The organism is Nonomuraea insulae (assembly GCF_042656245.1).
Genome location: NZ_JBHSPA010000027.1, coordinates 236,197 through 262,000 on the forward strand (window position 1 = coordinate 236,197; position 25,804 = coordinate 262,000).

Annotated in this window: 25 protein-coding genes; 16 read left to right on the forward strand and 9 right to left on the reverse strand. The window is 69.2% G+C overall.

Annotation, left to right across the window (positions count from 1 at the left end):
* Positions 1 to 334 precede the first annotated feature (334 nt).
* Together hpf and ACFPZ3_RS23400 are read left to right on the forward strand one after the other, a co-directional pair.
* Positions 335 to 1,003 carry a ribosome hibernation-promoting factor, HPF/YfiA family gene (gene hpf, locus ACFPZ3_RS23395; protein WP_379516336.1) on the forward strand — a complete coding sequence of 223 codons (669 nt, stop codon included), beginning with the start codon at positions 335 to 337 and terminating at the stop codon, positions 1,001 to 1,003.
* Between the two features lie 171 nt (positions 1,004 to 1,174).
* Positions 1,175 to 1,873: a response regulator gene (locus ACFPZ3_RS23400; protein ID WP_379516337.1), complete on the forward strand. Its 699-nt coding sequence runs from the start codon at positions 1,175 to 1,177 to the stop codon at positions 1,871 to 1,873.
* A 6-nt stretch (positions 1,874 to 1,879) separates the two neighbouring features.
* Here the strand turns inward: ACFPZ3_RS23400 and ACFPZ3_RS23405 are convergent, their stop codons facing one another.
* The 3 genes from ACFPZ3_RS23405 to ACFPZ3_RS23415 all read right to left on the reverse strand — a co-directional run bounded on the left by ACFPZ3_RS23405 (position 1,880) and on the right by ACFPZ3_RS23415 (position 4,505).
* Positions 1,880 to 2,488: a Uma2 family endonuclease gene (locus ACFPZ3_RS23405; protein WP_379516338.1), complete on the reverse strand. Its 609-nt coding sequence runs from the start codon at positions 2,486 to 2,488 to the stop codon at positions 1,880 to 1,882.
* A 29-nt stretch (positions 2,489 to 2,517) separates the two neighbouring features.
* A complete protein-coding gene (locus ACFPZ3_RS23410; RefSeq protein WP_379516339.1) occupies positions 2,518 to 3,714 on the reverse strand; it encodes a winged helix-turn-helix domain-containing protein in 1,197 nt (398 codons plus the stop codon).
* A gap of 530 nt (positions 3,715 to 4,244) precedes the next feature.
* Positions 4,245 to 4,505 carry an HGxxPAAW family protein gene (locus ACFPZ3_RS23415; RefSeq protein ID WP_379516340.1) on the reverse strand — a complete coding sequence of 87 codons (261 nt, stop codon included), beginning with the start codon at positions 4,503 to 4,505 and terminating at the stop codon, positions 4,245 to 4,247.
* Between the two features lie 225 nt (positions 4,506 to 4,730).
* Between ACFPZ3_RS23415 and secA the strand changes: the two genes are divergently transcribed.
* Entirely contained in the window at positions 4,731 to 7,514 is a 2,784-nt protein-coding gene (gene secA, locus ACFPZ3_RS23420) for a preprotein translocase subunit SecA (RefSeq protein ID WP_379516341.1), read from the forward strand.
* 66 nt (positions 7,515 to 7,580) lie between these two features.
* On the opposite strand, the gene ACFPZ3_RS23425 is transcribed toward secA, so the two are convergent.
* From ACFPZ3_RS23425 to ACFPZ3_RS23440, 4 genes are all read right to left on the reverse strand, one after another.
* Positions 7,581 to 7,973: an Rv3235 family protein gene (locus tag ACFPZ3_RS23425; protein ID WP_379516342.1), complete on the reverse strand. Its 393-nt coding sequence runs from the start codon at positions 7,971 to 7,973 to the stop codon at positions 7,581 to 7,583.
* Between the two features lie 231 nt (positions 7,974 to 8,204).
* The gene (locus tag ACFPZ3_RS23430; RefSeq protein ID WP_379516343.1) at positions 8,205 to 9,473 is read right to left on the reverse strand and encodes a PTS transporter subunit EIIC; all 1,269 of its coding nucleotides are present in this window, start codon (positions 9,471 to 9,473) and stop codon (positions 8,205 to 8,207) included.
* Positions 9,474 to 9,533: 60 nt separating this feature from the next.
* A complete protein-coding gene (locus tag ACFPZ3_RS23435; protein ID WP_379516344.1) occupies positions 9,534 to 10,847 on the reverse strand; it encodes a PTS transporter subunit EIIC in 1,314 nt (437 codons plus the stop codon).
* Between the two features lie 90 nt (positions 10,848 to 10,937).
* Entirely contained in the window at positions 10,938 to 11,678 is a 741-nt protein-coding gene (locus ACFPZ3_RS23440) for a GntR family transcriptional regulator (RefSeq protein ID WP_379516345.1), read from the reverse strand.
* A gap of 124 nt (positions 11,679 to 11,802) precedes the next feature.
* On the opposite strand from ACFPZ3_RS23440, the gene ACFPZ3_RS23445 reads away from it, so the two are divergent.
* The 10 genes from ACFPZ3_RS23445 to ACFPZ3_RS23490 all read left to right on the forward strand — a co-directional run bounded on the left by ACFPZ3_RS23445 (position 11,803) and on the right by ACFPZ3_RS23490 (position 19,781).
* Positions 11,803 to 12,837, forward strand: a complete 1,035-nt coding sequence (locus ACFPZ3_RS23445) for an SIS domain-containing protein (RefSeq protein WP_379516346.1) — start codon at positions 11,803 to 11,805, stop codon at positions 12,835 to 12,837.
* A gap of 38 nt (positions 12,838 to 12,875) precedes the next feature.
* Complete coding sequence (locus tag ACFPZ3_RS23450) at positions 12,876 to 13,112, forward strand: PTS sugar transporter subunit IIB (RefSeq protein WP_379516347.1); 237 nt, start codon at positions 12,876 to 12,878, stop codon at positions 13,110 to 13,112.
* Positions 13,113 to 13,122: 10 nt separating this feature from the next.
* Positions 13,123 to 13,569, forward strand: a complete 447-nt coding sequence (locus ACFPZ3_RS23455) for a PTS sugar transporter subunit IIA (RefSeq protein ID WP_379516348.1) — start codon at positions 13,123 to 13,125, stop codon at positions 13,567 to 13,569.
* A 156-nt stretch (positions 13,570 to 13,725) separates the two neighbouring features.
* Positions 13,726 to 13,986 (forward strand): HPr family phosphocarrier protein, encoded by a 261-nt coding sequence (locus ACFPZ3_RS23460; protein WP_379516349.1) that lies wholly within the window; start codon positions 13,726 to 13,728, stop codon positions 13,984 to 13,986.
* Entirely contained in the window at positions 13,983 to 15,650 is a 1,668-nt protein-coding gene (gene ptsP, locus ACFPZ3_RS23465; protein WP_379516350.1) for a phosphoenolpyruvate--protein phosphotransferase, read from the forward strand. The genes ACFPZ3_RS23460 and ptsP overlap by 4 nt, the downstream gene beginning before the upstream one ends.
* Positions 15,651 to 15,700: 50 nt before the next feature.
* A complete protein-coding gene (gene nagZ, locus ACFPZ3_RS23470) occupies positions 15,701 to 16,978 on the forward strand; it encodes a beta-N-acetylhexosaminidase (protein ID WP_379516351.1) in 1,278 nt (425 codons plus the stop codon).
* 125 nt (positions 16,979 to 17,103) lie between these two features.
* Positions 17,104 to 17,781, forward strand: coding sequence for an HAD family hydrolase (locus ACFPZ3_RS23475; protein ID WP_379516352.1), 678 nt, complete (start codon positions 17,104 to 17,106; stop codon positions 17,779 to 17,781).
* Positions 17,782 to 17,823: 42 nt separating this feature from the next.
* Complete coding sequence (locus tag ACFPZ3_RS23480; RefSeq protein ID WP_379516353.1) at positions 17,824 to 18,324, forward strand: DUF6912 family protein; 501 nt, start codon at positions 17,824 to 17,826, stop codon at positions 18,322 to 18,324.
* A 51-nt stretch (positions 18,325 to 18,375) separates the two neighbouring features.
* Positions 18,376 to 19,002 carry an HAD family hydrolase gene (locus ACFPZ3_RS23485; protein WP_379516354.1) on the forward strand — a complete coding sequence of 209 codons (627 nt, stop codon included), beginning with the start codon at positions 18,376 to 18,378 and terminating at the stop codon, positions 19,000 to 19,002.
* A 71-nt stretch (positions 19,003 to 19,073) separates the two neighbouring features.
* Entirely contained in the window at positions 19,074 to 19,781 is a 708-nt protein-coding gene (locus tag ACFPZ3_RS23490; RefSeq protein WP_379516355.1) for an HAD family hydrolase, read from the forward strand.
* Between the two features lie 86 nt (positions 19,782 to 19,867).
* Here ACFPZ3_RS23490 and ACFPZ3_RS23495 read toward each other — a convergent pair whose 3' ends face one another.
* The gene (locus ACFPZ3_RS23495; RefSeq protein ID WP_379516356.1) at positions 19,868 to 21,454 is read right to left on the reverse strand and encodes a penicillin-binding transpeptidase domain-containing protein; all 1,587 of its coding nucleotides are present in this window, start codon (positions 21,452 to 21,454) and stop codon (positions 19,868 to 19,870) included.
* 87 nt (positions 21,455 to 21,541) lie between these two features.
* Here ACFPZ3_RS23495 and ACFPZ3_RS23500 point away from each other — a divergent pair, with 87 nt between their 5' ends.
* From ACFPZ3_RS23500 to ACFPZ3_RS23510, 3 genes are read left to right on the forward strand one after another with little or no spacing between them, the layout of a single operon-like run.
* The gene (locus tag ACFPZ3_RS23500) at positions 21,542 to 22,459 is read left to right on the forward strand and encodes a LysR family transcriptional regulator (RefSeq protein WP_379516357.1); all 918 of its coding nucleotides are present in this window, start codon (positions 21,542 to 21,544) and stop codon (positions 22,457 to 22,459) included.
* Positions 22,456 to 23,313, forward strand: coding sequence for a serine hydrolase (locus tag ACFPZ3_RS23505; RefSeq protein WP_379516358.1), 858 nt, complete (start codon positions 22,456 to 22,458; stop codon positions 23,311 to 23,313). Before ACFPZ3_RS23500 ends, ACFPZ3_RS23505 begins: the two co-directional genes overlap by 4 nt.
* A gap of 58 nt (positions 23,314 to 23,371) precedes the next feature.
* The gene (locus ACFPZ3_RS23510) at positions 23,372 to 25,330 is read left to right on the forward strand and encodes an acetoacetate--CoA ligase (protein ID WP_379516359.1); all 1,959 of its coding nucleotides are present in this window, start codon (positions 23,372 to 23,374) and stop codon (positions 25,328 to 25,330) included.
* A 34-nt stretch (positions 25,331 to 25,364) separates the two neighbouring features.
* On the opposite strand, the gene ACFPZ3_RS23515 is transcribed toward ACFPZ3_RS23510, so the two are convergent.
* Positions 25,365 to 25,718, reverse strand: coding sequence for a response regulator transcription factor (locus tag ACFPZ3_RS23515; RefSeq protein WP_379516360.1), 354 nt, complete (start codon positions 25,716 to 25,718; stop codon positions 25,365 to 25,367).
* Positions 25,719 to 25,804: the final 86 nt, after the last annotated feature.

Consider the following 25,804-nt stretch of genomic DNA (forward strand, 5'->3'; position numbering starts at 1 on the left):
TCTGCTAGCCGATGCCAGCCGCAGGCAAAACGGTCCACGTAAGGCGACTCTTTGTCGACCGATCACGGTGCGGCTTAGGGATAAGTCCTGCCTTCCCGGGGGTCCAGATGTCCCCCGTCAGGAGAGAAGGGCAGTAGTGGCAACAGAGCCGCGAAATCCTCAGCAGGCGGATGTGGGGTCGAAGACCAGGTCGGCCGGGCGGGTGCCACCTGAGTTCCCGGTGACGCCGAGACGGAAGAGGGTAACGGTGACAGGAAGTCCGACTGAAGACCCCGTCCGGCACGCAGATCGTCGGGCGCTCTTGCTCAGTCGTTAGACCGAAGGGGGCTGTTGCATGGACATCATCGTCAAGGGCCGGCACACAGGAGTGAGCGATCGGTTCCGAGACCAAGTGACGACCAAGCTGGCCAGGATCGAACGTCTGGACAACAAACTCATCAGAGTCGATGTGGAGGTGTCGAAAGAACGCAATCCGCGCCTCGCCGACCAGCGGGAGCGGGTCGAGCTCACCATTCACTCGCGAGGACCGGCCATTCGCGCCGAGGCCTCGGCCGACGACCGATTCGCAGCCCTCGACATGGCCCTCGACAAGCTGGAAGGCCGCCTCAGGCGACTGGCCGACCGGCGCAAGGTTCATCACGGCAACCACTGCCCGCCCTCGGTGGCGGAGATCACCGCGACTCTCCCCGATGCCGCCGACCTGGCAACGCGCACGCAGACGGCCGTCCCCAAGCCGGCCGAGCCCGACGAGGACGAGCTGCAGCAGAAGCGCGACCAGCTCTACGACGACATCGTCCCGATCGAGATGGACGGCGACGGGCCGCTCATCATACGGGAGAAGTTCCACCGGGCCGAACCCATGACCATCGACCAGGCCCTCCTCGAGATGGAGCTGGTCGGACACGATTTCTATCTGTTCCGTGACAAGGAAAGCGGCCAACCGTGCGTGGTTTACAACAGGCGTGGCTATAACTATGGCGTACTGCGGCTCGTAGAGCCCTGATCGCGCGCTAAAAGATCTTCTCGACCACCCGAGAACCGCGGGTACATGCCATCATGGCGGTTCAACGGCTCTGGCCCCCCGACGAGGAGGAGACGTGAGCGAGCTCAGTCAGGCAGAGATGAGCGAGCGAAGCGAGGGAAAGGCGGACGCGACGCGGACCGAGGTGGCCCTGTGACGGAGTCCGGCGAGTCCGGCGCGCCGGTGAGCGAGCCGATTCGCGTGCTGATCGTTGACGATCACGAGCTGATCAGGCGGAGCCTGGCACTGGCGTTGGCCGCCGAGCCCGACATCGAGGTGGTCGGTGAGGCGAGCGACGGGCAGGAGGCGGTCGAGCTGGCCGATCGCCTCATGCCTGACGTCGCTCTCATGGATGTGCGCATGCCCCGGCAGGACGGGATCGAGGCGACCAAGGGCATCAAGGCCTCGGTCCCGAGCACCCGCATCATCATGCTGACGGTGAGCGACGAGGAAGAGGACCTCTTCGAGGCCATCAAGGCCGGAGCCACCGGCTACCTGCTCAAGGACGTGCAGATCAACGACGTCCCGGCCGCGGTGCGGGGGGTGCACGAGGGCCAGTCCTTAATCAACCCGGCGATGGCGGCCAAGCTGATCAGCGAGTTCGCCAACATGAGCCGCAAAGAGGCCGAGCGCCCGCCTCAGCTCCCCGTTCCCCGGCTGACCGAGCGGGAGATGGAGGTCCTGCGGCTGGTGGCCAAGGGCATGAACAACCGCGAGATCGCCAAGCAGTTGTTCATCTCGGAGAACACCGTGAAGAACCACGTACGCAACATCCTCGACAAACTCCAACTGCACTCGCGGATGGAGGCCGTGGTGTACGCGGTGCGGGAGCGCATGCTCGAGATCACCTAGCGGCGCTCAGAAGCGGAGCCGATCCCAGTCGAGGCGGACGCGGATCGGCCCTTTGGCCTGCGTCGCCGATCCCGGTTCGAGTACGGAGACGAGCCGATAGCCACCGATCCCGTGGTCCAGCGCGAGGATCTCGATGTTGGATACACCTTGGTCATCCAACCTGACGATCCAGTACCACGGGATTCCAGCCGCCGCGTATTCAGCGCGTTTGTCTACCGTGTCCACCCTTCCGGTGCCGGAGACGACCTCGGCGACGAGCAGGGCAAGATGCGCCGGCAGGGGTTTCTCGTCTTCGGGCGCGCATCGGAACAGCGCGGCGTCCGGCCGTCGGATGTGAGCACGCGGCAGCTCCCACAGGATCACGTCGAAGTCCATGTCGGCGTCGAGACTGTCTTGGGTTCGAACTCCGTGGCGCTGGACGGCACGCTCCAGCATGTTGGCCAGATGCCGCGCCACCTTTTGGTGCAGTCTGGAAGGTGACTCGCAACGCACCGCTTGGCCATCGATCACCTCGACCTGGCGGCAGAACTCCTCCGGGAGCTGTTTCCAGACGTCCAGTGTGATCGGTTCCGGCTGCACTCCCGCCTTCTGCACCCAGTCGTAGATGTCGGACATGGCGACTCTTCGGAACTCGGGGACCGTGCTCAGAGCCTACTGGCGGAGTTCAGGATCGGGATGAGTTCTGGTGGGTCGGCGCGGTCGACGCGTACGGAGTCGCAGCCCACCCATTCGGCGGCCGACCACAGGGCCTCTCCCAAGGCGTCGGCCCACTTGGCGGCCGAGAAGCCCGGTTCCAGGCTCAGCTGCCTGGCCACCAGCGTGGAGCCCTCGCGGGCCGGGTCGACGCGGCCGATCAGGCGGCCGCCGGCCAGCACCGGCATCGTGAAGTAGCCGTGCACCCGCTTGTGCTTGGGTACGTAGAGCTCCAGCGTGTACTTGAAGCCGAACACCCGCTCCGTGCGACCCCGGTGCCAGATGAGGGAGTCGAACGGCGACACCAGCGTCGTGCGATGGCGGCCGCGCGGCTCCGACTCCAGGGCCGCAGGGTCCGCCCACGCGTTGCCCAGGCCCTTCCTGCCCGGCCAGCCCGTCACACTCACGGGCACCAGGCCCGCCGCACCGCTGAGCAGGACCTCGTCGAGGATCTCCGCGTAGCGGCCCCTGAGGCGCAGGAAGTCGATGAGGTCGACGCGGTTGGCCACGCCCAGCGAGCGGCCCGCGATGGCCGCCAGGCGTACGACACACTCCTCGTCGGTGAGGTCGTCGGCCAGGAGGTCGGCGGGGACCGCGCGCTCGGCCAGGTCATAGACGCGGCGCCAGCCGACGCGGCGGGTGCAGACCAGCTCGCCGATGTCGAGCAGCCACTCAAGGCCGATCTTGGAGTCGGACCAGTCCCACCAGGGGCCGCCGTTCTTCGCGCCGCCCACGTCTGAGGTGGTCAGCGGGCCCGACTCGCGTACTTGGTCGAGGAGCTTGTCCACCCCGTCGGGCACCTCGTGCCAGCGATAACGCCTGTTGCGGTAGGCCCGGCGGCGGAAGGAGTAGAGCGGCCAGTGCTCGATGGGCAGGATGCAGGCGGCGTGGCACCAGTATTCGAAGCTCTGGGCGGGGTTGTGCCAGTAGGCGCGCTCGACCTTGGGGCGGCTCACCGAGCCCAGCCGGGCGTACGCGACCAGCTCGTGCGAGCGGGCCAGGACCGAGATCGTGTCGAGCTGTACGGCGCCCAGGCGGCGCAACATGGCATGCGGCCCGCCCTTGCGCGCGTTGGCCCCGATGAAGCCCTGCGAGCGCAGGATGATCCGGCGTGCCTCGTCGGCGGTGAGGTCGGTCACACCGGTCATGACTGCGAATCCGTACGGCGATGCATGCGAGCAATGTAGCGGCGGGCACCGACAGAATCGCACGGGGCTGTCACGCGAACCTGGCACCGGGGGAAGGAGATGGCCCGTCGCCAACGGCGGACGGCTGGGCAACGGCGGCGGCCGGGGTTCAGCGGCGGGCGGTTGGGGTTCAGCGGCGGGTGGCCGGGGGGCCGATGGTGTGCGTGGCGTGTCGCAGCGAGGGCGCCGGCATGGTGTGTGTGGCGCGGTGGCGCGGCGTGGTGTGTGGAACTTGGCCTGGACGGAAGCGCGCCAGGCCGGCGCCCCATCAGTGCCTGGCGGGCTCTGGGTGTGGCGGGCCACGCAGGGGTGGCGGGCCCAAGACGGGGCAGGTTCTGAGCGTCGGTGGGCGCTGGTGTGGCGGGTCCTCGGCGTCGGCAGGCCTCAAGGTGTGGTGGGTTCTGGGTGTTGGTAGGGCTCAAGGTGTGGTGGGTTCTGGGGATGGAAACGGCGGGCGCCCGGGGTGGGGGCCCGCCGATTGAAGATCTGGGTCAGCGGTGGTCTTCGGCGTGCATGCCGACGCGCGGCGCGTCGATCACGACGTCGGTGAAGATATCGAAGACGAGGGCGAGGATTCCGCCGACGACGAACGCCCCGGCGCCGATCCAGACGAGCGTCCAGTTGGTGGCCGTCAGCCCGAAGCCGGCCACGACGGTTCCCACCAGCATCACCGTCACCGCGAGCCACGAAGATGCCCGCCCGCCGTGGCTGCCGAGATTCTCCGTATGCTCCGACTTCTTCCCCTCAACCATGACTAAATCCTTCCTTTGCCGGATATCCCGCTTGATGGTGCGAGCCGGCTCTCAACCGGCATACCCTCTGCCTTGCACCATTCTCCCAGACGCGTTCTGCGCCCTCGCCGCCACGGTGGCTGTGTCTGGTTGCGGAACCGCCTACGATGACAAGTGGGGAAGTTTGTCTCGGCCTCTCCTCCTGGCGGCGGCGCCGGGGTAGACCTGCGAGGAGCTTTACATAAAGTGGCAGCCATTCTCGACAAGATCCTACGTGCCGGCGAAGGCAAGATCCTGCGCAAGCTCAAGCGGATCGCAGACCAGGTCAACTCCATCGAGGACGACTTCACGAGCCTGTCCGACGCGGAGTTGCGCGCCATGACGGACGAATTCAAACAACGCTATACGGACGGCGAGTCCCTCGACGATCTGCTTCCCGAAGCGTTCGCGACCGTGCGCGAGGCGGCCCGCCGCGTGCTCGGCCAGCGGCCCTTCGACGTGCAGATCATGGGTGGGGCCGCCCTCCACATGGGCAACATCTCGGAGATGAAGACCGGTGAGGGCAAGACCCTGACCTGCACGCTGCCCGCCTATCTCAACGCGCTCGCGGGCAAGGGCGTCCACGTCATCACCGTCAACGACTACCTGGTCAAGGTCGGCGCCGAGAACATGGGCCGCATCTACCGCTTCCTCGGCCTCGACGTCGGCATGATCCTGTCCGGCCAGCAGCCCGACGAGCGCCGCAAGCAGTACCAGGCGGACATCACCTACGGCACCAACAACGAGTTCGGCTTCGACTACCTTCGCGACAACATGGCCTGGTCGCTGGAGGAGTGCGTGCAGCGCGGCCACAACTACGCGATCGTGGACGAGGTCGACTCCATCCTGATCGACGAGGCCCGCACGCCGCTGATCATCTCCGGTCCCGGCGAGCAGTCGGGCAAGTGGTACAGCGAGTTCGCGAAGATCGTGCCCCGCCTGCGCAGGGGCGTCGAGGCGAAGAACCCGGGCGAGGAAAGCACCGGCGACTACATCGTCGACGAGAAGAAGCGCACGGTCGGCATCCTGGAGTCCGGCGTCGAGAAGGTCGAGGACTGGCTCGGCATCGACAACCTCTACAAGCCGGAGCACACCCACCTCGTCGGCTTCCTGAACAACGCGCTCAAGGCCAAGGAGCTGTTCAAGAAGGACAAGGACTACATCGTCGCCGACGGCGAGGTCCTGATCGTCGATGAGTTCACCGGTCGCATCCTGCACGGGCGCCGCTACAACGAGGGCATGCACCAGGCCATCGAGGCCAAGGAGAGCGTGAAGATCAAGGACGAGAACCAGACTCTCGCCACGGTCACCCTGCAGAACTACTTCCGCCTCTACGAGAAGCTGGCCGGCATGACCGGCACCGCCGTCACCGAGGCCAACGAGTTCCACCAGACGTACAAGCTGGGCGTCGTCCCGGTCCCCACCAACCGGCCGATGATCCGCAAGGACCAGGCCGACGTGGTCTACAAGACCGAGGACGCCAAGTTCGACGCGGTGGTCGACGACATCAAGGAGCGCTACGAGGCCGGCCAGCCGGTGCTCGTCGGCACCACCTCGGTGGCGAAGTCGGAGCGGCTGTCCAAGGCGCTCAAGCGCCGCGGAGTGCCGCACGAGGTGCTCAACGCGAAGAACCACGCGCGTGAGGCGTCGATCATCGCCGAGGCGGGCCGCAAGGGCGCCGTCACCGTCGCCACCAACATGGCCGGTCGAGGCACCGACATCATGCTCGGCGGCAACTCCGAGTTCCGCGCCGACCTGGAGCTGCGCCAGCGCGGGCTCGACCCGGTCGAGACGCCCGAGGAATACGAGAAGGCCTATCCGGAGGCGCTGGAGAAGGCCAGGGCGGCGGTCAAGGCCGAGCACGACGAGGTCACCTCACTCGGCGGCCTCTACGTCCTGGGCACCGAGCGGCACGAGTCGCGCCGCATCGACAACCAGCTCCGCGGCCGTTCCGGCCGTCAGGGCGACCCCGGCGAGTCGCGCTTCTACCTGTCGCTCGGCGACGACCTGATGCGCCTGTTCAACTCGGCCCGCGTCGAGATGATCATGACCAGGCTCCAGATCCCCGACGACCAGCCGATCGAGTCCGGCATCGTCTCCAAGGCCATCGCCTCCGCCCAGCACCAGGTCGAGCAGCAGAACTTCGAGATCCGCAAGGAAGTTCTGAAGTACGACGAGGTGATGAACCGCCAGCGCAAGGTCATCTACGCCGAGCGCCACCGCGTGCTGGAGGGCGCCGACCTGCACGAGCAGGTGACCGGCTTCATCGGCGAGGTGATCGAGGGCTACGTCCAGGGCGCCACGGCCGAGGGCTTCGCCGAGGAGTGGGACCTCGACAAGCTGTGGAAGGCGTTCGGGGAGCTCTACCCGGTCACGGTCACGATCGAGAACCTCGTGGAGGAGGCCGGCGGGCGCGAAGACCTGTCCGCCGAGCTCATCAGCGAGAAGATCAAGGCCGACGCGCTGGCCGCCTACGGCCGGCGTGAGGAGGAGTTCGGCGCGGAGACGACGCGCGACCTGGAGCGGCGCGTGATCCTCTCGGTTCTCGACCGCAAGTGGCGCGAGCACCTCTACGAGATGGACTACCTGCGCGAGGGCATCGGCATGCGGGCCTACGCGCAGAAGGACCCGCAGATCGAGTACCAGCGCGAGGGCTTCGAGATGTTCGCCGCGATGCTGGAAGGCATCAAGGAGGACTCCGTCGGCTTCCTGTTCAACCTCGAGGTGGAGGTGCAGGAGAACCCGATCGTCGAGGAAGAGGACGCGGTGCTGGCGGAGACCCGCTCGATCATCGCGCGCGGGCTGCGGGGGCCGGAGCGGCCGGCCGAGCTCGAATACTCGGCGCCCGGCGAGCAGGGCGACGTCGAGCACACGAGGGTCCGTCAGGAGGAGCGGGCGGCCTACGGGAACGTCGAGCGTAACGCGCCCTGTCCGTGCGGGTCGGGCAAGAAGTACAAGCGCTGCCACGGAGACCCGAAGAACGCGGCCTGACCTGGTTGCACGAAAGACCCCCACGTCCCGGCCGAGGGAGGTGGGGGTCTTTCGTTCGCGGGGTTTCTACGCTGTTTCGAATTCGGTGCACAGCCATTGGTGTCCTTGTCTTTCCAGGCGTGCGGCGAGGACGTGGTTGCGATCGCCGCAGTGTACGAGGACGCACATTTCGATGGCGCCGTCCCGTGGTTCCTTCATGTGCACGCTTCCGGCGAACGGCGGGCGGTCGGCGTGGATCATCTGGCCCGCTCGCACGAGGTCGCGGTAGGCGCGGTCGGTGAGCTTGTCGGCCAGGGTCTCCGGCGGGCGGCGACCGGCCAGGACCTCGGCCATCGCCTGGGCCAGGTGGCGTAGTTTGCGCTCGTCGGGGGCGGCGCCCGGTGGGCCCCACACCAGGGGGTTGAGGGCCAGGGCGCCCTGGGTCGGCGGGATGTACGGTCGGCGGGGGGCTCGGGACACGTGTTCCTCCAATTCTTGAGCCGGAAGAAAGAATCGATATAAGGAGTTTTCGGTTCGGCCCAGGAATACAGAACGCGCCAGCTTCCACGATCAGCGCCGAGGTTTGTCCCTTTTGCAGGTGAAGTTTTTGGCAAGTTGGATTGCCCTTTTCCGGGGTGCCTGAGGATTGCGGGCACGCTGGAGCTGGATGAGGGCCGACTCAAACTGTTTCAGCCAGGCTGAAATATGGATTCAGGTCGGTTCGCGGCCGGGAGTGGGCAGGTCGAGGGCGCGGATGAGGAGGGTGAAGAGGGCGTAGTAGAGGACCAGGTACACCAGGCCGAACGCGATGATCAGGCCCAGGCCGTGGGTGTTGGACTTGCCGGCGTTCAGGAGCAGGTCGATGGCGCCGCCCGAGAAGGTGAAGCCGAGGCGGGCGCCGAACTCCGCCATCAGCGCCATGGACAGGCCCGTCAGCAGGGCGTGGGCGACGAAGAGGGCGGGGGCGACGAAGATGAAGGCGAACTCCAGAGGCTCCGTGATGCCGGTGATGAAGGCCGTCAGGCCGGCGGAGAGCAGGATGCCGCCGACCGAGGCGCGGCGATCCGGCGGGGCGGCGCGCCACATCGCGATGGCGGCGCCCAGCAGGCCGAACATCATGACGGGGAAGAAGCCCGTCATGAACAGGCCGGCGCCTTGTTCGCCGGCGAAATAGCAGTTCAGGTCGCCTGCCGCGTCCCTCGTGGCGCCGTTCACGCCCGCGTGGCACTCCGGGAGGGTGAACCAGACGATGGTGTTGAGGAAGTGGTGCAGGCCCACGGGGATGAGCAGGCGGTTGACCACGCCGTAGATGCCCGTGCCCGCCGTGCCGTGGGCCGAGAGCCAGTCGCCGACCTCCGTCAGCCAGTCGCCTATCGGGCGCCAGAGGAGGCCGAAGACGACGCCGAGGAGCAGGGCGGCGACGGCGGTGAAGATCGGCACCGAGCGGCGGCCGCCGAAGAAGGCCAGCCAGGCGGGGGGTTTGAGGCGGTAGAAGCGTTGCCAGAGGAGGGCGGCGGTGATGCCGATGAGGATGCCGCCCAGGACGCCTGTCGGGTTCTGGGCGCCCAGATCGAGCGTGGGGGTGCCGTTCTGGAGGGTGGCGGTGACCTTGGTGAAGACCGCGCCGTGACCGGCCTCGAAGAAGAGGGTCTTGGTGACGCGGTCGAAGACGAGGTAGCCGACCAGGGCGGCCAGTGCCGTCGAGCCGTCGGACTTGCGGGCGAAGCCGATCGCCACGCCCACCGCGAACAGCAGCGGGAGGTTGTCGAACAGGGCGCCGCCGGCCGCGGCCATGATCCTGGCCAGGGGGAGGAGCCAGGGCAGGGTGCCGCCCAGGCCGTCCTTGCCCAGCATGTCGTCCTGGCCGAAGCGGAAGAGCAGACCGGCGGCGGGGAGCACCGCGATGGGCATCATGAGCGAGCGGCCGATGCGTTGCAGCACGGCGAAGGCCGACGACGACCAGGCCGGGAGCATGCTCATCCCCCGTTCGTGTGGCGGGGGATGGGGGGTTACTACCCCGTGGTGGATCTCAGGGAACGGCTAGGTCTCGCCTGAGTCGACGTCGGGTTCGGGTTCTCGTCCGGGCGTCATGATGTTGAGCTTGCGGATCAGGAACGTGAACACGACGTAGTACAGCACGCCGTAGATCACGCCCAGGATCAGGATGCCGGTTAAGTTCTGGGTGTTCGACTTGCTGGCGTTCAGGAGCATGTCGAGCAGGCCCGCGGAGAAGCCGAAGCCGAGCTGGCCGCCGATCAGCGTGGTCAGGGCCATCGCCAGGCCGGTCAGGATCGCGTGGACGACCAGGAGCAGCGGCGCCACGAAGATGAAGGCGAACTCGATCGGCTCCGTGATCCCCGTGACGAACGAGGCCAGCCCTGCCGACAACATGATGCCGCCCACGGTGGCCCGCCGGTGTTTGGGGGCCGCGCGCCACATGGCCAGGGCGGCGGCCGGCAGGGCGAACATCATGACGGGGAAGAAGCCGGCCATGAACTGGCCGGAGTGCGCGGCGCCGCCGAAGTAGCAGTTCCAGTCCCCGCCCAGCACCCGGCCGCCCACGTCGCACTGCGGCACCACGTACCAGACGACCGAGTTGACGAAGTGGTGCAGGCCGAGGGGGATGAGCAGGCGGTTGATCAGGCCGTAGATGCCGGTGCCGATCGGGCCGATGGCGGCCAGGGCCTCGCCGGCGTGCCGGATCCACTCGCCGATCACCGGCCAGAGCCAGCCGAAGGCCACGCCGAGCAGCAGCGCCACGATGGAGGTGATGATCGGCACGAACCGCCGCCCGCCGAAGAACGCCAGCCACGACGGCAGCTTGATGCGGTAGAACCGTTGCCACAGGACCGCCGCGACCAGGCCGATGACGATGCCGCCGAGGACCTTGGTGGGGTTCTGCATGCCGTAGTTGATGATCTCCTTGACGCCCTGCTCCTGGACCTCCTTGATGACGACGGTGTCCCGGATGTCGGAGCCGAAGAACATCACCTTGCTCACCCGGTCGAAGACCAGGTAGCCGACCACGGCGGCGAGGGCGGTGGAGCCGTCGGCCTTGCGGGCGAAGCCGATCGCCACGCCCACGGCGAACAACAGGGGCAGGTTCTCCAGCAGTGCGCCACCGGCCGCCGCCAGCACCCCCGCCACCTGGTTCATCCAGGCGAAGCCGGCCACGTCCGCCAGCCCGCCCGGCTCCGCGCCGTTGGAGCCGAGCATGTCGGGCTGGCCGAAGCGCAGCAGCAGGGCGGCGGCGGGCAGCGCGGCGATGGGCAACATCAGGCAGCGGCCCAGGCGCTGGAGCACGGTCATCACGCGAGCGAACGGCGAAGGCCGGGCGGCGGTGGTCTCGTTCACCGGGCGTTCCTCCGGGGCGTGTGGGGACCGGGCTCTGTTCATTCTGGAGCGCCCGGAGGCTCCTGAGGTATCCGCTTGCGCGAAAGAGGCTCAGCCGCGCCGTGCGGGCGTTTCGAGCATGGTACGGAGCTGGTAGCGATCCGCCCGGTACGTGGACACGCCCAGCTCCGCGCAGACCCCGCCGGAGAACGACCTGCGCTGCAGCAGCAGTACGGCCCCGCCGGGCGGCAGTTTCAGCAGGTCCGCGTCGCTCGGATCGGCCAGGCCGCCGTCGATGGTGAGCTCCCCGGCGTCCATGACCAGGCCGTAGCGACTCTCCAACAGCTCATACAGTGATTTGTCGGACAAGTCGTGGTCGGCTAGGCCGGGGGCGAGCTTGACCGGGATGTGGGCCCGTTCGATGGACAGCGGCTCCCCGTCGGCCATGCGCAGGCGCTCGATGAAGTGCACCTCCTCGCCCGGCTGGATCCCCAGCTCCTTGGCCAGATGCGCGCTGGCCCGCACGATGCGGCGGTCGAGGTCGCGCGAGCCCGGGATCATGCCCCGCGCCCGCATGTCGTCGGTGAACGACGTGAGCTGCAGCGCCAGCTCGATCTTCGGCCGGGCGACGAACGTCCCCTTGCCGGGTACGCGGTGCAGGCGGCCCTCGGATACAAGGTGGTCCACGGCCTGCCGTACGGTCATCCTGGACAGGCCGAAGCGCTGGCAGAGCTCGCGCTCGGACGGGATCGCCGCGCCGATGCTGAGCTCGTCGCTGTCGATGAGGTCCAGCAGGATCTCGCGAAGCTGGAAATATTTGGGCACCGGGCTGTCCGGATCGATGTGCGCCACGGATCCTCCCCTCGTCACTACCTGGGCAATGGGCTATGGTTCGTACTGGTCTAGTCCGGACTAGACCACATGTCGCGAAAGACGGTCAAGTCTGAACCGCAATGATTTGAGGGATGAGCCCGAGATGACCACCAAGATGCGCAGCGAGATCGCCGAGCAGCCGACCGCCCTGCGGGCCACACTGGACTCCTTGCTCCCCAAGGTCGACGAGATCAAGGCCATAGGCGAGCAGACCCGCCAACTGCTGTTCATCGCACGTGGCACCTCCGACAACGCGGCGGTGTACGGGCGCTACCTGGTCGAATCGCACGCCGGCCGCCTGGGCTCGCTGGCCGCGCCGTCGATCGCGACGACGTACAAGCGCCGCCTGGACCTCGACGGGGTGCTGGCCGTCGCCATCTCGCAGTCGGGACGGACCGAGGAGATCGTCGAGACACTGGCCTGGGCGAAGGACTGCGGGGCCAGGACCGTCGGCGTCACCAACGGCGGCCAGGACAGCCCGCTGGCCCAGGAGGCCGACGTGGCCCTGTGCACGGTGGCGGGCGAGGAGAAGGCCGTTCCCGCGACGAAGACGTACACGACGCAACTCGCGGCGCTGGCCGTGCTGGCGATCGGGCTGGGCGCGGACGTGGACGCGGCGGAGTTGCGGCGGGTGCCCGAGGCGGTGGAGAAGCTCATCGCGGAGCCGGGCGATCTGGACGCCGTGGTCGAGGGGCTGCTGGACAAGCCGGGCGTGGTCGTGTCCGGGCGCGGGCTGGCGTTCTCGACGGCGCTGGAGACCGCGCTGAAGCTCAAGGAGGCCTGCTACCTGCACGCCATGGGCCTGTCGTACGCAGACCTGCTGCACGGCCCCATCGCCGTGGTCGACGCCGACACGCCGGCGCTGCTCGTGGCCGCCGAGAACAGCCCGACGCTGCAGGGCACCGTCGCGCTGGCCGAGCGGGTGGTGGCGGCGGGCGCGGCGGCGTACACGATCGGGGGCGGCACCGCGCTCGCGCAGGCCGGCACGGCCGCGCTGAACGGCCCCGACCTGCCCGAGTGGCTGGCCCCCATGGGCCTGATCGTGCCGGGGCAGCTGCTGACGGAGGCGCTGGCCCGCCGGCTCGGTATCGATCCCGACGCGCCGCGTGGCCTGAACAAGGTCACGCAGACCGACTGATCTAGCCTGGTCAGAGTGCGAACCCTAGGGAGGGCCGGATGGCGGCGGATGTGAACGCGATCATCGCCGCGCTGGGCGGCGCCGACAACATCATCGAGATAGAGCCCTGCATCACCCGTCTGCGTACGGAGGTGCACGACGCGTCCAGGGTGGACCAGGCGGCGCTCAGAGCGGCCGGCGCGCATGGCGTGATGGCCGCGGGGAACGTGGTCCAGGTCGTCGTGGGGCCGGAAGCGGACACGATCGCCAGCGACATCGAGGACATCATCGGCTAAGGGCGAGATCATGACGACTGTTCTCGCCCCGGTTGAGGGGGCAGCTGTGGGGTTGGCCGCCGTGCCCGATCCGGTGTTCTCCGCGGGCATGGTCGGGCCGGGAACGGCGATCGATCCACTCAGGGGGCCGGGCACGGCCGTGGCCCCCATCGCGGGAAAGATAATGAAACTGCATCCGCACGCCTACGTCATCGTCGGAGACGACGGCAAGGGCGTGCTGGTGCACCTGGGCATCGACACGGTCCAGCTCAAAGGAACGGGGTTCCGGCTGCTGGCGGCGGAGGGTGACAGGGTGAGCGCCGGGCAGCCGGTGGTGGCCTGGGACCCAGCGGTCATCGAGGCGGGCGGTCGCTCGCCGATGTGCCCGGTCGTCGCGTTGGACGCTCTTTCCGAGGCCCTGAGCGGGGTCGCCGAGGGGGCCGTGCAGGTGGGGGATGAGCTTTTCCGATGGGAATAGCGGTCACCCTGATCGGCTTGGACGATGCGCCGGTCGTCACAGCGCATCGGCTGGACCGTCACAATAGGCACGGCCACCCGATTTGAGGGTGATCGGCTGGTGTCGACGTACGTAGGTCCGGCTGGTCTGGACCGGCACAGAAGGAGGAGCGGCAAGATGGGTGAGCGGAAGGTCACCGTGGCGGCGGAGGTGGGGCTGCACGCCCGTCCCGCGGCGACGTTCGTCCAGCGGGCGAAGCAGGCCCCGATGGAGATCACGGTGGCGAAGTCCCACGGCGGTGACGTGGTCAACGGCAAGAGCATTCTTGCGATCATGGGCCTCGACGTCAGGCAGGGCGAGACCGTGGTGATCTCAGCGGACGGCGAGGGCTCGGAGGAGATCCTCGACGAACTGGCCTCGATAGCCAGTACGCCATGAACCTGCGGGGGGTGGGGGTCAGCCCGGGAATCGGGCACGGGCCCTCATATGTTCTGACCGTCTCCGTGCCCGAACCCCCCGAGGGCGCCACCTACACCGGTGAGGCGGAACAGGAGAAGGAGCGCGTGATGGTCGCGCTCACGCAGGTCGCGGGCGAGCTGGAGGCCCGCGGCAACCAGGCGGGCGGCAAGGCCGAGGAGATACTCAAGGCCCAGGCGCTGATGGCCGAGGACCCCGGCGTGGTCGTGAAGGTGAGATCACTGATCGACCGCGGGCTGGCCGCCCCCAGGGCGGTCTTCGAGGCTTTCTCGAAATATCGGGACGTGCTCGCGGGGTCCGGTGGATACCTGGGCGAGCGGGCCGCCGATCTGGGCGACATCAGGGATCGGGTGATCGCGCTGCTCAACGGGCAGGCCATGCCGGGGTTGCCGGCGGCGCCGGCGGAGCCGTACGTGCTGGTCGCCAGGGACCTCGCGCCCGCCGACACCGCGTTGTTGTCCAGGGACGACGTGGTCGCCTTCGTCACCGAGGAGGGTGGCCTGACCAGCCACACCGCGATCATGGCCAGGGCGATGGGCGTGCCCGCCGTCGTGGCCTGCCCGGGCGCGACCGCCATCCCGGCCGGCGTCCAGGTGATGGTGGACGGGACCTCCGGCGAGGTACGCGTGCAGCCCGCCGAGTCCGACGTGGCCGACGCGGTCGGCGCGGCCACGGCCCGGAAGGCCGCGCTCGCGTCGTGGACGGGCCCCGGCGGGACCGCCGACGGGCATCCCGTGCCGCTGCTGGCCAACATCGGCGGTCCGGTCGAGCTCGACGCCGCCGTGGCCGCGGGAGCCGAGGGCGTCGGGCTCTACCGCACCGAGTTCCTCTTCCTCGACCGGGCCGAGGCGCCCTCCGCCGAGGAGCAGCGGCGCGCGTACCAGGCGGCCGTGGAGGCGTTCCCGGGCGGGAAAGTGGTGGTGCGCACGCTGGACGGCGGCGCCGACAAGCCGCTGCCGTTCCTGCCCATGCCCGCCGAGCCGAACCCGGCGCTGGGCGAGCGCGGGCTGCGCAGGTCCATGAAGGCGCCCGAGGTGATGGACACGCAGCTCGCCGCGCTGGCCGCGGTGAGCGGCGACGGGCTCCAGGTGATGGCGCCGATGGTGGCCACGGCCGAGGAGGCCACGTGGTTCGCCAGGGAGTGCGGGGACAAGGGCCTGACGGACATCGGCGTGATGATCGAGATCCCGTCCGCCGCGCTGCGGGCCGCGGACCTGCTCGCCATGGTGGACTTCGTCTCGATCGGGACCAACGACCTCAGCCAGTACGCCTTCGCCGCCGACCGGCAACTCGGCGCCCTGAGCGCGCTGCACGACCCGTGGCAGCCGGGGCTGCTCGACCTGGTCGCCATGACCGCTGACGCCGCCGCGCGGGTGGGCAAGCCGTGCGGGGTCTGCGGCGAGGTGGCCGCCGACCCGGCGCTGGCCTGCGTGCTGACCGGGCTCGGGGTGTCGTCGTTGTCGATGGCGCCGTCCGCGCTGGCCGCCGTACGCGCCGGGCTGGCCGCCCACACGCTGGAGCAGTGTCGTGCGGCGGCGCACGCGGCACGGGAACAACCTTCGGCGGCCGACGCGCGTGCGGCGGCCCGCGTTCACCTGCCGGGACTTGACAGACTGGGGTTGTAGTTCGGTAAGCGCGGGCCCCGGGCGGGTCGTCGGATGGATACCTTGAAGGCATGCTTCGACGGATCGGTACGACAGGGCTCCTGGTGATCGCGCTCACTGCGTGCGGCGGTGGTGGCGGCTCGGCGGGTGCCACGCCGACCGGAGGCAAGGCCGCCCCGCCCGCGCGGTCCACGCCGACGCGGACCGTGACGCCGAGCCAGGTGCAGCGGGTCCTGTCGAAGCTGAGCGTCGAGGAGAAGGTCGGGCAGCTCTTCATGCCCGTCCTGTACGGCACGTCGGCCGGCACCGTCTCCGGCGAGAACCAGGCCAGATACGCCGCCCAGACACCTGCCAAGGTGATCGGCGAATACCACCTGGGCGGCGTGATCCTCTTCCCGCAGAACGTCAGGAGCTCCGGCCAGGTCGTCGGCCTCACCAACGGCATGCAGAAGGCGGCCGGGAAGGTGCCGCTGCTGATCGGCACCGACCAGGAGAACGGCCTGGTGTCCAGGATGGCCGCCCTGATGACGAAATTCCCGAGCGCGTCCCAGATCGGCGCGACCAAGGACACCGGCCTGTCGCGCGAGGTGGCCAAGGCGACCGGCGAGGAGTTGCGCGCGCTCGGCGTCAACCTCGACTTCGCCCCCGTCGCCGATGTCAACATCAACCCGCGCAACCCCGTCATCGGCCCCCGCGCCTTCGGCGACGACCCGCAGCGGGTGGCGAAGATGGTGGCGGCGGCGGTCAAGGGGTTCGGCGACGCGAAGATCGCCGCCACCGCCAAGCACTTCCCCGGGCACGGTGACACCTCCGTCGACAGCCACACCGGGCTGCCGGTGATCAAGCACTCGAAGGCGGAGTGGGAGCGGATCGACGCGCCGCCGTTCAAGGCCGCGATCGAGGCCGGGGTGGACGCGGTGATGAGCGCCCACATCGTCTTCCCCAAGCTCGACCCGTCGGGCGACCCGGCGACGTTGTCCAAGCCCATCCTGACCGGCCTGCTCAGGGAGAAGCTCGGCTTCGACGGCGTGATCTCCACCGACGCGCTGAACATGGGCGGGGTGCGCAAGAAGTACAACGACGGGGAGATCGCGGTGCGGGCCGTGCTGGCCGGGGCCGACCTGCTGCTCATGCCGAACGACCTGCCGAGGGCGTACAAGGCGGTGCTGGCCGCGGTGAAGTCGGGCCGCATCTCCAAGCAGCGCCTCGACCAGTCGGTCACCAGGCTGCTGACGCTCAAGCAGAACGAGGGGCTGCTGGAGAAGGCGCCCGTGGCCTCGGAGCGGGAGGCAGCCGGTGTGCTGCGCTCGGCCGAGCACCGCAAGCTGGCCGCCCGCGTCGGGAACTAGGAGCGGGTTACGCTGGGAGATCGCCTTGACCGGATATTTCGGACATTCATTTTGCGGGGTTATTTCCGTAAAAACAGACGTGGGCCGGGGTAAAAGACGTTTCTGGGACGCTCTACCCTAGAACGATGGTTACGGGTGTGCTCATCGACTGGGGCGGGGTGCTGACGACCAGCCTCACCGACTCCATCGCGCGCTGGATCGCGGCCGACCGGATCGACGCCGACCGCTACTACACCGTGATGCGTGAGCTGATCGACCACGCCTACCAGGGCGGCGACGGCGAAAGCCTCGTCCACGCCCTCGAAAGGGGCGAGATCGACGGCCCCTCCTTCGAGCGCGACCTCGCCGCCCGCCTGCTCACCATGGACGGGGCGCCACCGGTGGCCGAAGGGCTGCTGGAGCGCATGTTCTCGGGCTTCGAACGGGTCGACGCCATGTACGACATGCTGCGCGACGTACGCCACAACGGCGTCAAGACCTGCCTGCTGTCCAACTCCTGGTCCCACACCTACCCCCGGGACGGCTGGGAGGAGATCTTCGACGCGGTCGTGATCTCCGGCGAGGTGGGCATGCGCAAGCCGGAAGAGCGCATCTACCGGCACGCGCTCGGCCAGATCGGGCTGGCCGGGGAGGAATGCGTGTTCATCGACGACATCGAGGCGAACATCGTCGCCGCCCGCGCCCTCGGCATCGCCGGCATCCACCACCGCGACGCCGACACGACCATCGCGGAACTGGAGACCGTCCTCCGTCTCACATTGCGCGGAAAAGACCGTCACCACGGTCTTGACCAGGCACTATAAGGACGCAGGAGTCCCCGCAGCAAAGCTTGGAAAGGTTTCGTCATGCGCGTCTACTTGCCGTGCACTCTTCCCGCCCTGACCTCGGCGGTCGAGGCGGGAGGGCTGGGCCCGGCCCCGCTGACCGGCTACGCGGTGACCCCCGCGCTGACCGAGTGGTACGCCTCGGGCGACACCGAGGAGCTCGAATACGTCGCGCTCACCGAGGCCGCCCGCGCCTCGCTGCGCCTGCTGGCCGCCGACGGCGCCGAGGCCGTGCCCCGGCGCGTGGTGCTCGCGGTCGAGGTGCCCGACGGGTCGGTCACCGTCGGCGTCGATCTGGAGGAGCGCGCCACGGTACGCCTCTCCGAGCCCGTCCCGATGACCAAGGTGGCCGCGGTGCACATCGACGACGAGTACGCGGTGGCCGACGTCGAGGCCGCCATCGCCGCGCTGCCCGCCTCCGACGGGGGCGACGACGACGCGCGGTTCACGGTGGACGGAGCGGAGGCCCACGAGCTCATGTGGTACGCGACCCAGGAGATTCCCGACCTGCTGCACCCATGAAGGGGCCCCGTTAACTGAAATGTCACGCCTGCCATTTAGGCTTGGAGTGACATGACAAAGCACATCATCTGGGATTGGAACGGCACGCTCTTCCACGACATCGACGCCGTGGTCGGAGCCACCAACGAGGTATTCAAGCCGTACAAACTGCCCATGCTGACCGCCGACGGCTTCCGCGCCGTCTACACCCGGCCCATCTGGGTCGCCTACGAACGCATGCTCGGCCGCCCGCTCAACGAGGGCGAGTGGGAGCTGCTCGACGACGGGTTCCACGAGCACTACTACCGGCTCGCCGACGTGTGCGGGCTGGCGGTGGGAGCCGAGCTGCTGCTCTCCGGCTGGGCGGGCAGCCAGTCGCTCTGCTCGATGGCGCCGCACACCCACCTGGTGCCCAAGGTCGACTCGTTCGGCATCACCCGGCACTTCACCAGGGTCGACGGCCTCCGTGGCGCGACCGGTGGCGAGAAGGCCGTCCACATGACCGCGCACATCGCGGCCATCGGCGTCGATCCCAGCGAGATCCTGGTGATCGGCGACAGCGTGGACGACGGGCTCGCGGCGCGGCACGTGGGGGCCAAGGCGGTGCTCTACACCGGTGGCATGACCACGCGGGCCGAGCTGGAGGGCACCGGGCTGCCGGTGGTCGACACGCTGGCCGAGGCGCTCGATCATGCCTGAAGTTCTCAGGCGGTAGCCCTGACTGCCGTACTCTTGCAGGGACCCCTCAGGAGGCAGCCATCAACCGCCTTGTGCTGTGGAACGTCGACCTGACTCTGGTCGACGTGGCCATCGTGACCAGAGATGCCTACGCCGAGGCGTTCCGCGTTGTGACCGGGCGTCCACTGGTCAAGCTCGTGCCACCGCTGGGGCGTCCTGACTCCGAGATCGTCTTCGAGACGCTCGCCGTCAACGGCATCGTGGCCGAGGACGGTCACCTGCCCCGGTTCCTGGCGGCCCTCGCCACGGCCTTCGCCGATCGGCGCGGGCGGCTGGCGAAGGAGGGGCGGATGATGCCGGGGGCCAAGGACGCGTTGAAGGCGCTGTCCAGGCTCGACGGTGTGGTGCAGACGGCGCTGACCGGCACGATCAAGAGCAACGCGGTGCACAAGCTGAAGGCGTTCGGGCTCGACAAGCACATCGACTTCGAGCTCGGGGGTTATGGGGAAGAGGTCTATCCCAAGGCGACGTTGTTGCAGGTGGCGCAGTCGCGGGCCAAGCAGCGGCTCGGCACGCCGTTCACCGCCGCCAACACCGTGGTCATCGGGGACTCCACGCGTGATGTGCAGGCGGCCAAGATCGGTGGTGCGGCGATGATCGGGGTCGCCTCCGGGCGGTCGATGGCGGGTGAGCTGCGTGAGGCGGGGGCCGATGTGGTGTTGCCCGATCTGTCCAATGCCTCCGAGGTGGTGGCGGCGGTCTCGGGGCTGACCTCGCCGCTCGACCGCAAGGCCGGTTAACCCCTTTCGGGTGGTCCGCGCCTCTCCCCGCCGTACTTCGGTGGAGCTCCTTTCGGGGAGAGAGGCGCGGGAGGTTCGCACTGGGGTCAGTGAACGGCCTGGAGGAAGCGGGAGGCGATGGGGGCCGCTACGGCGGAGCCGGCGCCTGCGCCCTCGACGATGACCGAGAAGGCCAGGTCGTCCCGGTAGCCGATGAACCAGGAGTGGGCCGGTGGTTGTCTGCCTGAGCCGTACTCCGCTGTGCCGGTCTTGCCTGCGGTGCCGGACGGGAACTGCACGTTGTGGGCGGTGCCGTCGGTGACGACGGCGGGCATGAGCGCGCGCAGCGCCTTGACCACCCCGTCCTCCAGCGGGCGCGGGTTGTCGGGTTGGCGGTCGGGGATGTGCTCGTCCTTGACCAGCGTGGGCGGGATCCAGGCGCCGGAGGCGATCGCGGCGGCCACGGAGGCCATGTTGAGCGGGCTCGCCAGCACGCGGCCCTGGCCGATCGCGGCGGAGGCCAGGTCGGTGGTGTCCTTGGGGTCGGGGAACTCGGCGCGTACGGCGGGCACGCCCGGTGTGATGGGGGTGTCGAAGCCGAACATCCTGGCGACCTCGGCGAGGCGGCCGTCGTTCAGACTGGCCACGCTCATCTCCCCGAACGTGGTGTTGCAGGAGTGCGCGAACGCGTCCTGGAACGACAGCGTGCCGAAGTCCTCGAAGCCCGCGTTGTGGAAGGGGAAGCCGCCGATGTTGCGCTCGGCCGGGCACATGACCTGCTGGTTCGGCTTGACGCCGCCCGCGACCAGCGCGGAGGCCGTGACGACCTTGAACGTCGAGCCCGGCGGGTACTTGCCCATCAGCGCCCGGTTGAACCCGCCCGGCGCGTTGACCACGGCCAGGATCTCGCCGGTCGAGGCCCGCAGCGCCACCAGGGAGACCGGCTTGTCCACGCCCTTGAGCGCCTGGGCCCCCGCCTGGTGCACCTTCAGGTCGATCGTGGTCTGGATGGGCCGGTTCCCGCCCGGCTTGACCACGGTCTGGACGAACTGGCCGCCCTGGTAGAGGTCGATCCTGGCGCGGTTCTGGGCCTTGAAGCGGTCGGGCAGGGTCTGCCGCATGCCTTCGACGAGCTGCTGCACCGATCCTGGCGCGGAGGAGTCGTTGATCACCGTGCCGTCGGCGGCGAGGACGCGTACCGGGTCGCCGTCCTGGGTGCTGACCCGCAGGGACAGGCCCTCTCTGAGCAGGGGGTGGATGGCGGCGGGTGTCCAGTCCACCTTCCAGGTGCCGTCGCGCTCGATGAGCTGGAGCTTTCCGCCGTAGTCCCAGTCCCGCCGTCCGGTCAGCGCCGCCTGGAAGGAGACGGCGCCGTCGTCGGAGGTGGCGGCGAAGACTCCGTTCGGGCGCGGACGGCGGAAGGTGGCCTGGGTGAGCTTGAGGTCCGTACGGAAGCGCCGGTGCCAGGTCTCGAAGTCGGCGGGCGGGTCCGCGACCAGGGCGCGCATGCCCGCGTAGTCCTGGTCGGTCCAGGCCGTGAGGTAGCGGTCGGCCGTCTCCTCGGGCGAGCCCTCCGTGCGCAGCGCCCAGACGACGCCTCCCGCCGCGACGATCGGGATCAGGATCCCCGCGACGATCCAGGGCCACCGTCTGCGGCGGCGCCTGCCATAGATTCTCCCCGTTTGTGGTGCCATGACCGGAAGGACAGCAGAGGCCAGGCTCGCGTGTCCAATATTGATATGAAGGTCGTCGGGATATAAATTCGGATATGGTTGCTGGTCATGGACCTTGTCCGGCATCTCCGTTACTTCACCGTGGTGGCGGAGGAACTCCACTTCGGCAACGCGGCGATCCGGCTCGGCATGGCCCAGCCGCCGCTCAGCCAGCGCATCAAACGGCTGGAGGAGGAGCTGGGGGTGCGGCTGTTCGACCGCTCGGCCCGCCAGGTGCGCCTCACAGAAGCGGGCCGGCTGCTGCTCGGCGAGGCCCGCGAGATCGTGACCAGGGTGGACCGGCTGCACGAGCTGGCCAGGCAGGGCGAGGGCACGGTGCTGAAGGTGGGTGTCCCGCCCGACCTGGCCGCCTCCGTGCTCGCCGCCCTGGTCGCGGGCTTCCGCCAGACCAACCCCGAGGTACGCCTCGCGCCCGCCGAGATCTGGACCGCCGACCAGGTGACGGCCCTGGGCGAGGGCACGATCGACGTCGGCCTCGTACGCCATCCGGTCACCGTGCCCGGCCTGCGCTTCGGCCAGATACTCCGGCAGACTCAGGGCGTGCTGCTGGCCGAGGGCGACCCGCTCACGGGCGTCGGCGAGGTGCACCTGGCGGACCTGGCGGGACGTGACCTGCTGATGCCCCCCAAGGAGGGCGAGCCGGGCTGGCACGCCGAGGTGCTGGCGGAGTGCCGCCGCCACGGGTACGTGCCCGCGCAGGTGCATCAGGGCGCCGGGCTGGGGCTGGTGCTGGCGGGGGCGGCGGTGGCGTTCGGGCCCAGGATGGAGCTGCCGGGGCTGGCCTGGCGCCCGCTGCTAGGCTCGCCGATCGCCACGCGGATCTCCACCGCCTGGCGCGTGGTGACGCTCGCGGCCACCGACTTCTCGGCCGTGGCCGTACGGACATTGAAGGAGAGCGCCGGGATGACGGACGAGGGCGCCGCACCCTCACGGCGGGTCAGCCGCAGGCCGGGGATGCTGGCATGAGCGCGCCCGACTTCGACGGCCTGTTCCGGGTGGCCGGTGTGACCGGACGGCTGCACGCGCAGGACATCGACACCGGGCACGAGGTCGGCCACGGCGCCGACGAGCCGCAGCCCATCGCCTCGATCTTCAAGGTGCCGCTGCTGGTGGAGCTCTGCCGGCAGGCCGATGCCGGGCTGCTCGACCTGACGAGCAGGGTGACCGTGCCGGCGGGCTACCGGGTGTCCGGGCCGACGGGGATCTCCGCGATGCTCGACGACGTGACGATCTCGCTGCGCGACCTGGCGTACCTGATGATCGCCGTCAGCGACAACACCTCGGCCGACACGCTCCTCGATCTGGTCGGGTGCGAGGCGGTCAACGCCATGCTGGAGTCGTTCGGGCTGAGGGAGACCCGGGTCGTGTACGGGTCGGGGGAGACCAACGCGAGCATGGGCAGGGACGCCGGGCACGCGTGGCCGTTCATGGATCCCGACGACATCGCCCGCCTCAGCGTGCTGGACCCCGCCAGGTCCAACAGCGGCACGGCGCGCGAGATGGCCCGGCTGTTCGGGCTGATCTGGCGCGACGAGGCCGCCTCCGCCGACTCGTGCGCGTGGATGCGGGCCGTGCTCAACGCCCAGGTCTGGCCGCACCGGCTGGCCTCCGGCTTCCCCTACGACGACGTGGCCGTCAGCGGCAAGACCGGCACGCTCCCGACCCTGCGCTGCGAGTCCGGCGTGGTCGAGTACCCCGACGGAGGCCGGTACGCCGTGTCGGTCTTCACCCGCTCCTTCAGCACGGCGCTCAACCAGCCGCGCGCCGACGCCGTGATCGGCACGGCCGCGCGTATGGCGGTGGACCACCTACGGAGGTAGCAAGTTATGGGGAAGGCCGGGTATGACTTTTCCCTGGACGGGCGACAGGATGGGGCACATGGTTGCTGAGGGCGAGCTTCTCTGGGAGCCGGGCGAAGAGGTCATCGAGTCGGCCAGGCTGACCCACTACCTGCGATGGCTGGGCCGCTCCGGCGACTACGAGGACGCGTGGCGGTGGTCCGTCGACCAGCCGGCGGAGTTCTGGACGTCGATCTGGGACTACTTCGACGTGATCGGAGACCGGGGCGACGGGCCCGTGGTGTCGGGGAAGATGCCCGATGTCACCTGGTTCGCCGGGAGTTCGCTCAACTACGCCGAGAACGCGCTGCGCCGTACCGAGGGAACCGCCCTGATCTTCGTCTCCGAGGACGGCGGGCGGCAGGAGCTGACCTGGGCCGAGCTGCGCGAGGAGGTGGCCAGGGTCAGGGCGGGGCTGGTCCGGCTGGGCGTCGGGCGCGGCGACCGGGTGGCCGCCTACCTGCCCAACATCCCGCAGGCCCTGATCGCGTGCCTGGCCACCGCGTCGCTGGGCGCGATCTGGTCGGCGGGCTCGCCCGACTTCGGGGTGCCGAGCATCGTCGACCGGTTCAGGCAGATCGAGCCCAAGGTGCTCATCGCCGTGGACGGCTACCTCTACAACGGCAAGCGGTACGACCGCTCGGGCGCGGTCGACGAGATCGCCGCCGAGCTGCCCTCGTTGCGGGCGACCGTGTGGATCCCGTACCTGGCGGCGGCGGCGGAGGGGCGCGCGCCGCAGCAGGCCGAACCGGCGCCCACGCATACCGGGGAGCTGCCGCACGGCGAGGTGATCGGCTGGGAGGGGCTGCGGGCCGAGAAGGGGCCGCTGGAGTTCGAGCGGGTCCCGTTCGGCCATCCGCTGTGGATCCTCTACTCCAGCGGCACGACCGGGCTGCCCAAGCCGATCGTGCACGGGCACGGCGGCGTCGTGCTGGAGCACCTCAAGTCGCTCGCCTTCCACCAGGACCTCGACGAGCGCGATGTGTTCTTCTGGTACACCACCACGGGCTGGATGATGTGGAACTACCTCATCGGCGCCCTCCTGGTGGGGGCCACGCCCGTGCTCTACGACGGCTCGGCCGCCTATCCCTCGCCGGCGGCGCTGTGGCGGATCGCCGACTCGGAGGACGTGACGTACTTCGGGGTGGGGGCGCCGTACATCATGGCCTCGCTGAAGGCGGGCGTCCGTCCCGAGGGGCTCGACAAGCTGCGCGGCGTCGGCTCGACCGGCTCGCCGCTGCCGCCCGAGGGGTTCGCCTGGTTGTCGGCCGAGCTGCCCGGGGTGCCGCTGGGGTCGTTCTCGGGCGGCACCGACGTGTGTACGGGGTTCGTCGGGGCCACCATGTTGCACCCGATCAGGGCCGGGATCATTCCGTGCCGGTCGCTGGGGGCGAAGGTGGAGTCGTACGACCCCCTGGGCCGGCCGGTGGTCGGCGAGGTGGGCGAGCTGGTGGTGACCGCGCCCATGCCGTCGATGCCGGTCATGTTCTGGAACGACCCCGGCGGCGAGCGCTATACCGAAAGCTACTTCGACGTCTACCCCGGCGTGTGGCGGCACGGCGACTGGATCAAGATCAACGAGGACGGGAGCTGCGTGATCTACGGGCGCTCCGACTCCACGCTCAACCGGGGCGGGGTGCGGATGGGCACCAGCGAGTTCTACCGGGTCGTCGAGCGGTTCGAGGAGATCGCCGACAGCCTCGTGATCGACACGGGGCAGCTCGGGCAGGAAGGGCGGCTGCTCCTGTACGTGACGCTCGCCGAAGGCGCCTCGCTCGGCGAGCCGCTGGAGCGGGCGCTGCGCGACGCCCTGCGCAAGGAGTTGTCGCCGCGTCACGTGCCCAACGAGATCCACGTCGTCCCGGGCATCCCGCGTACGCTCTCCGGCAAGAAACTCGAGGTCCCCGTACGCAAGATCCTGCTCGGCACCCCCGTCGAGCAGGCGGCCAACCCCGACGCCATGGCCAACCCGGAGGTGCTGCGCCACTTCACGCCGTGAGCTCTGGCCGCGCCCGTTCCGGGCTGCGGGGGTTTCACAAGGCTGTTGCCGCCCCGCCGGGGACGACCAGGCCCGTCTCGTACGCCATGACGACGGCCTGGGTCCTGTCCCGCAGGCCCAGCTTGTTCAGGACCCGGCTCACGTGTGTCTTGACCGTTTCCTCCGTGACGATCAGGCGGGCGCCGATCTCGGGGTTGGACAGGCCCTCGGCGACCAGCCTCAGGACCTGGGTCTCGCGTGGGGTGAGCGTGGACAGCGCTCCCGCGGCCGGGGCCCGCCTGGGGGTCATGCGGGCGAACTCGCTGATCAGGCGCCTGGTGACGGCCGGGGCCAGCAGCACCCTGGGCCCGCCGGGGGTGGTCAGCAGGATCAGGGTGCTGGCCGCCAAGGCGGGGCTGCTCGCCGGGCTGACACTGGCCGCCGGGACACTCTCCGTGCTCGGGGTGCTGTTGCGCTCACGTGACGCCTGACCCC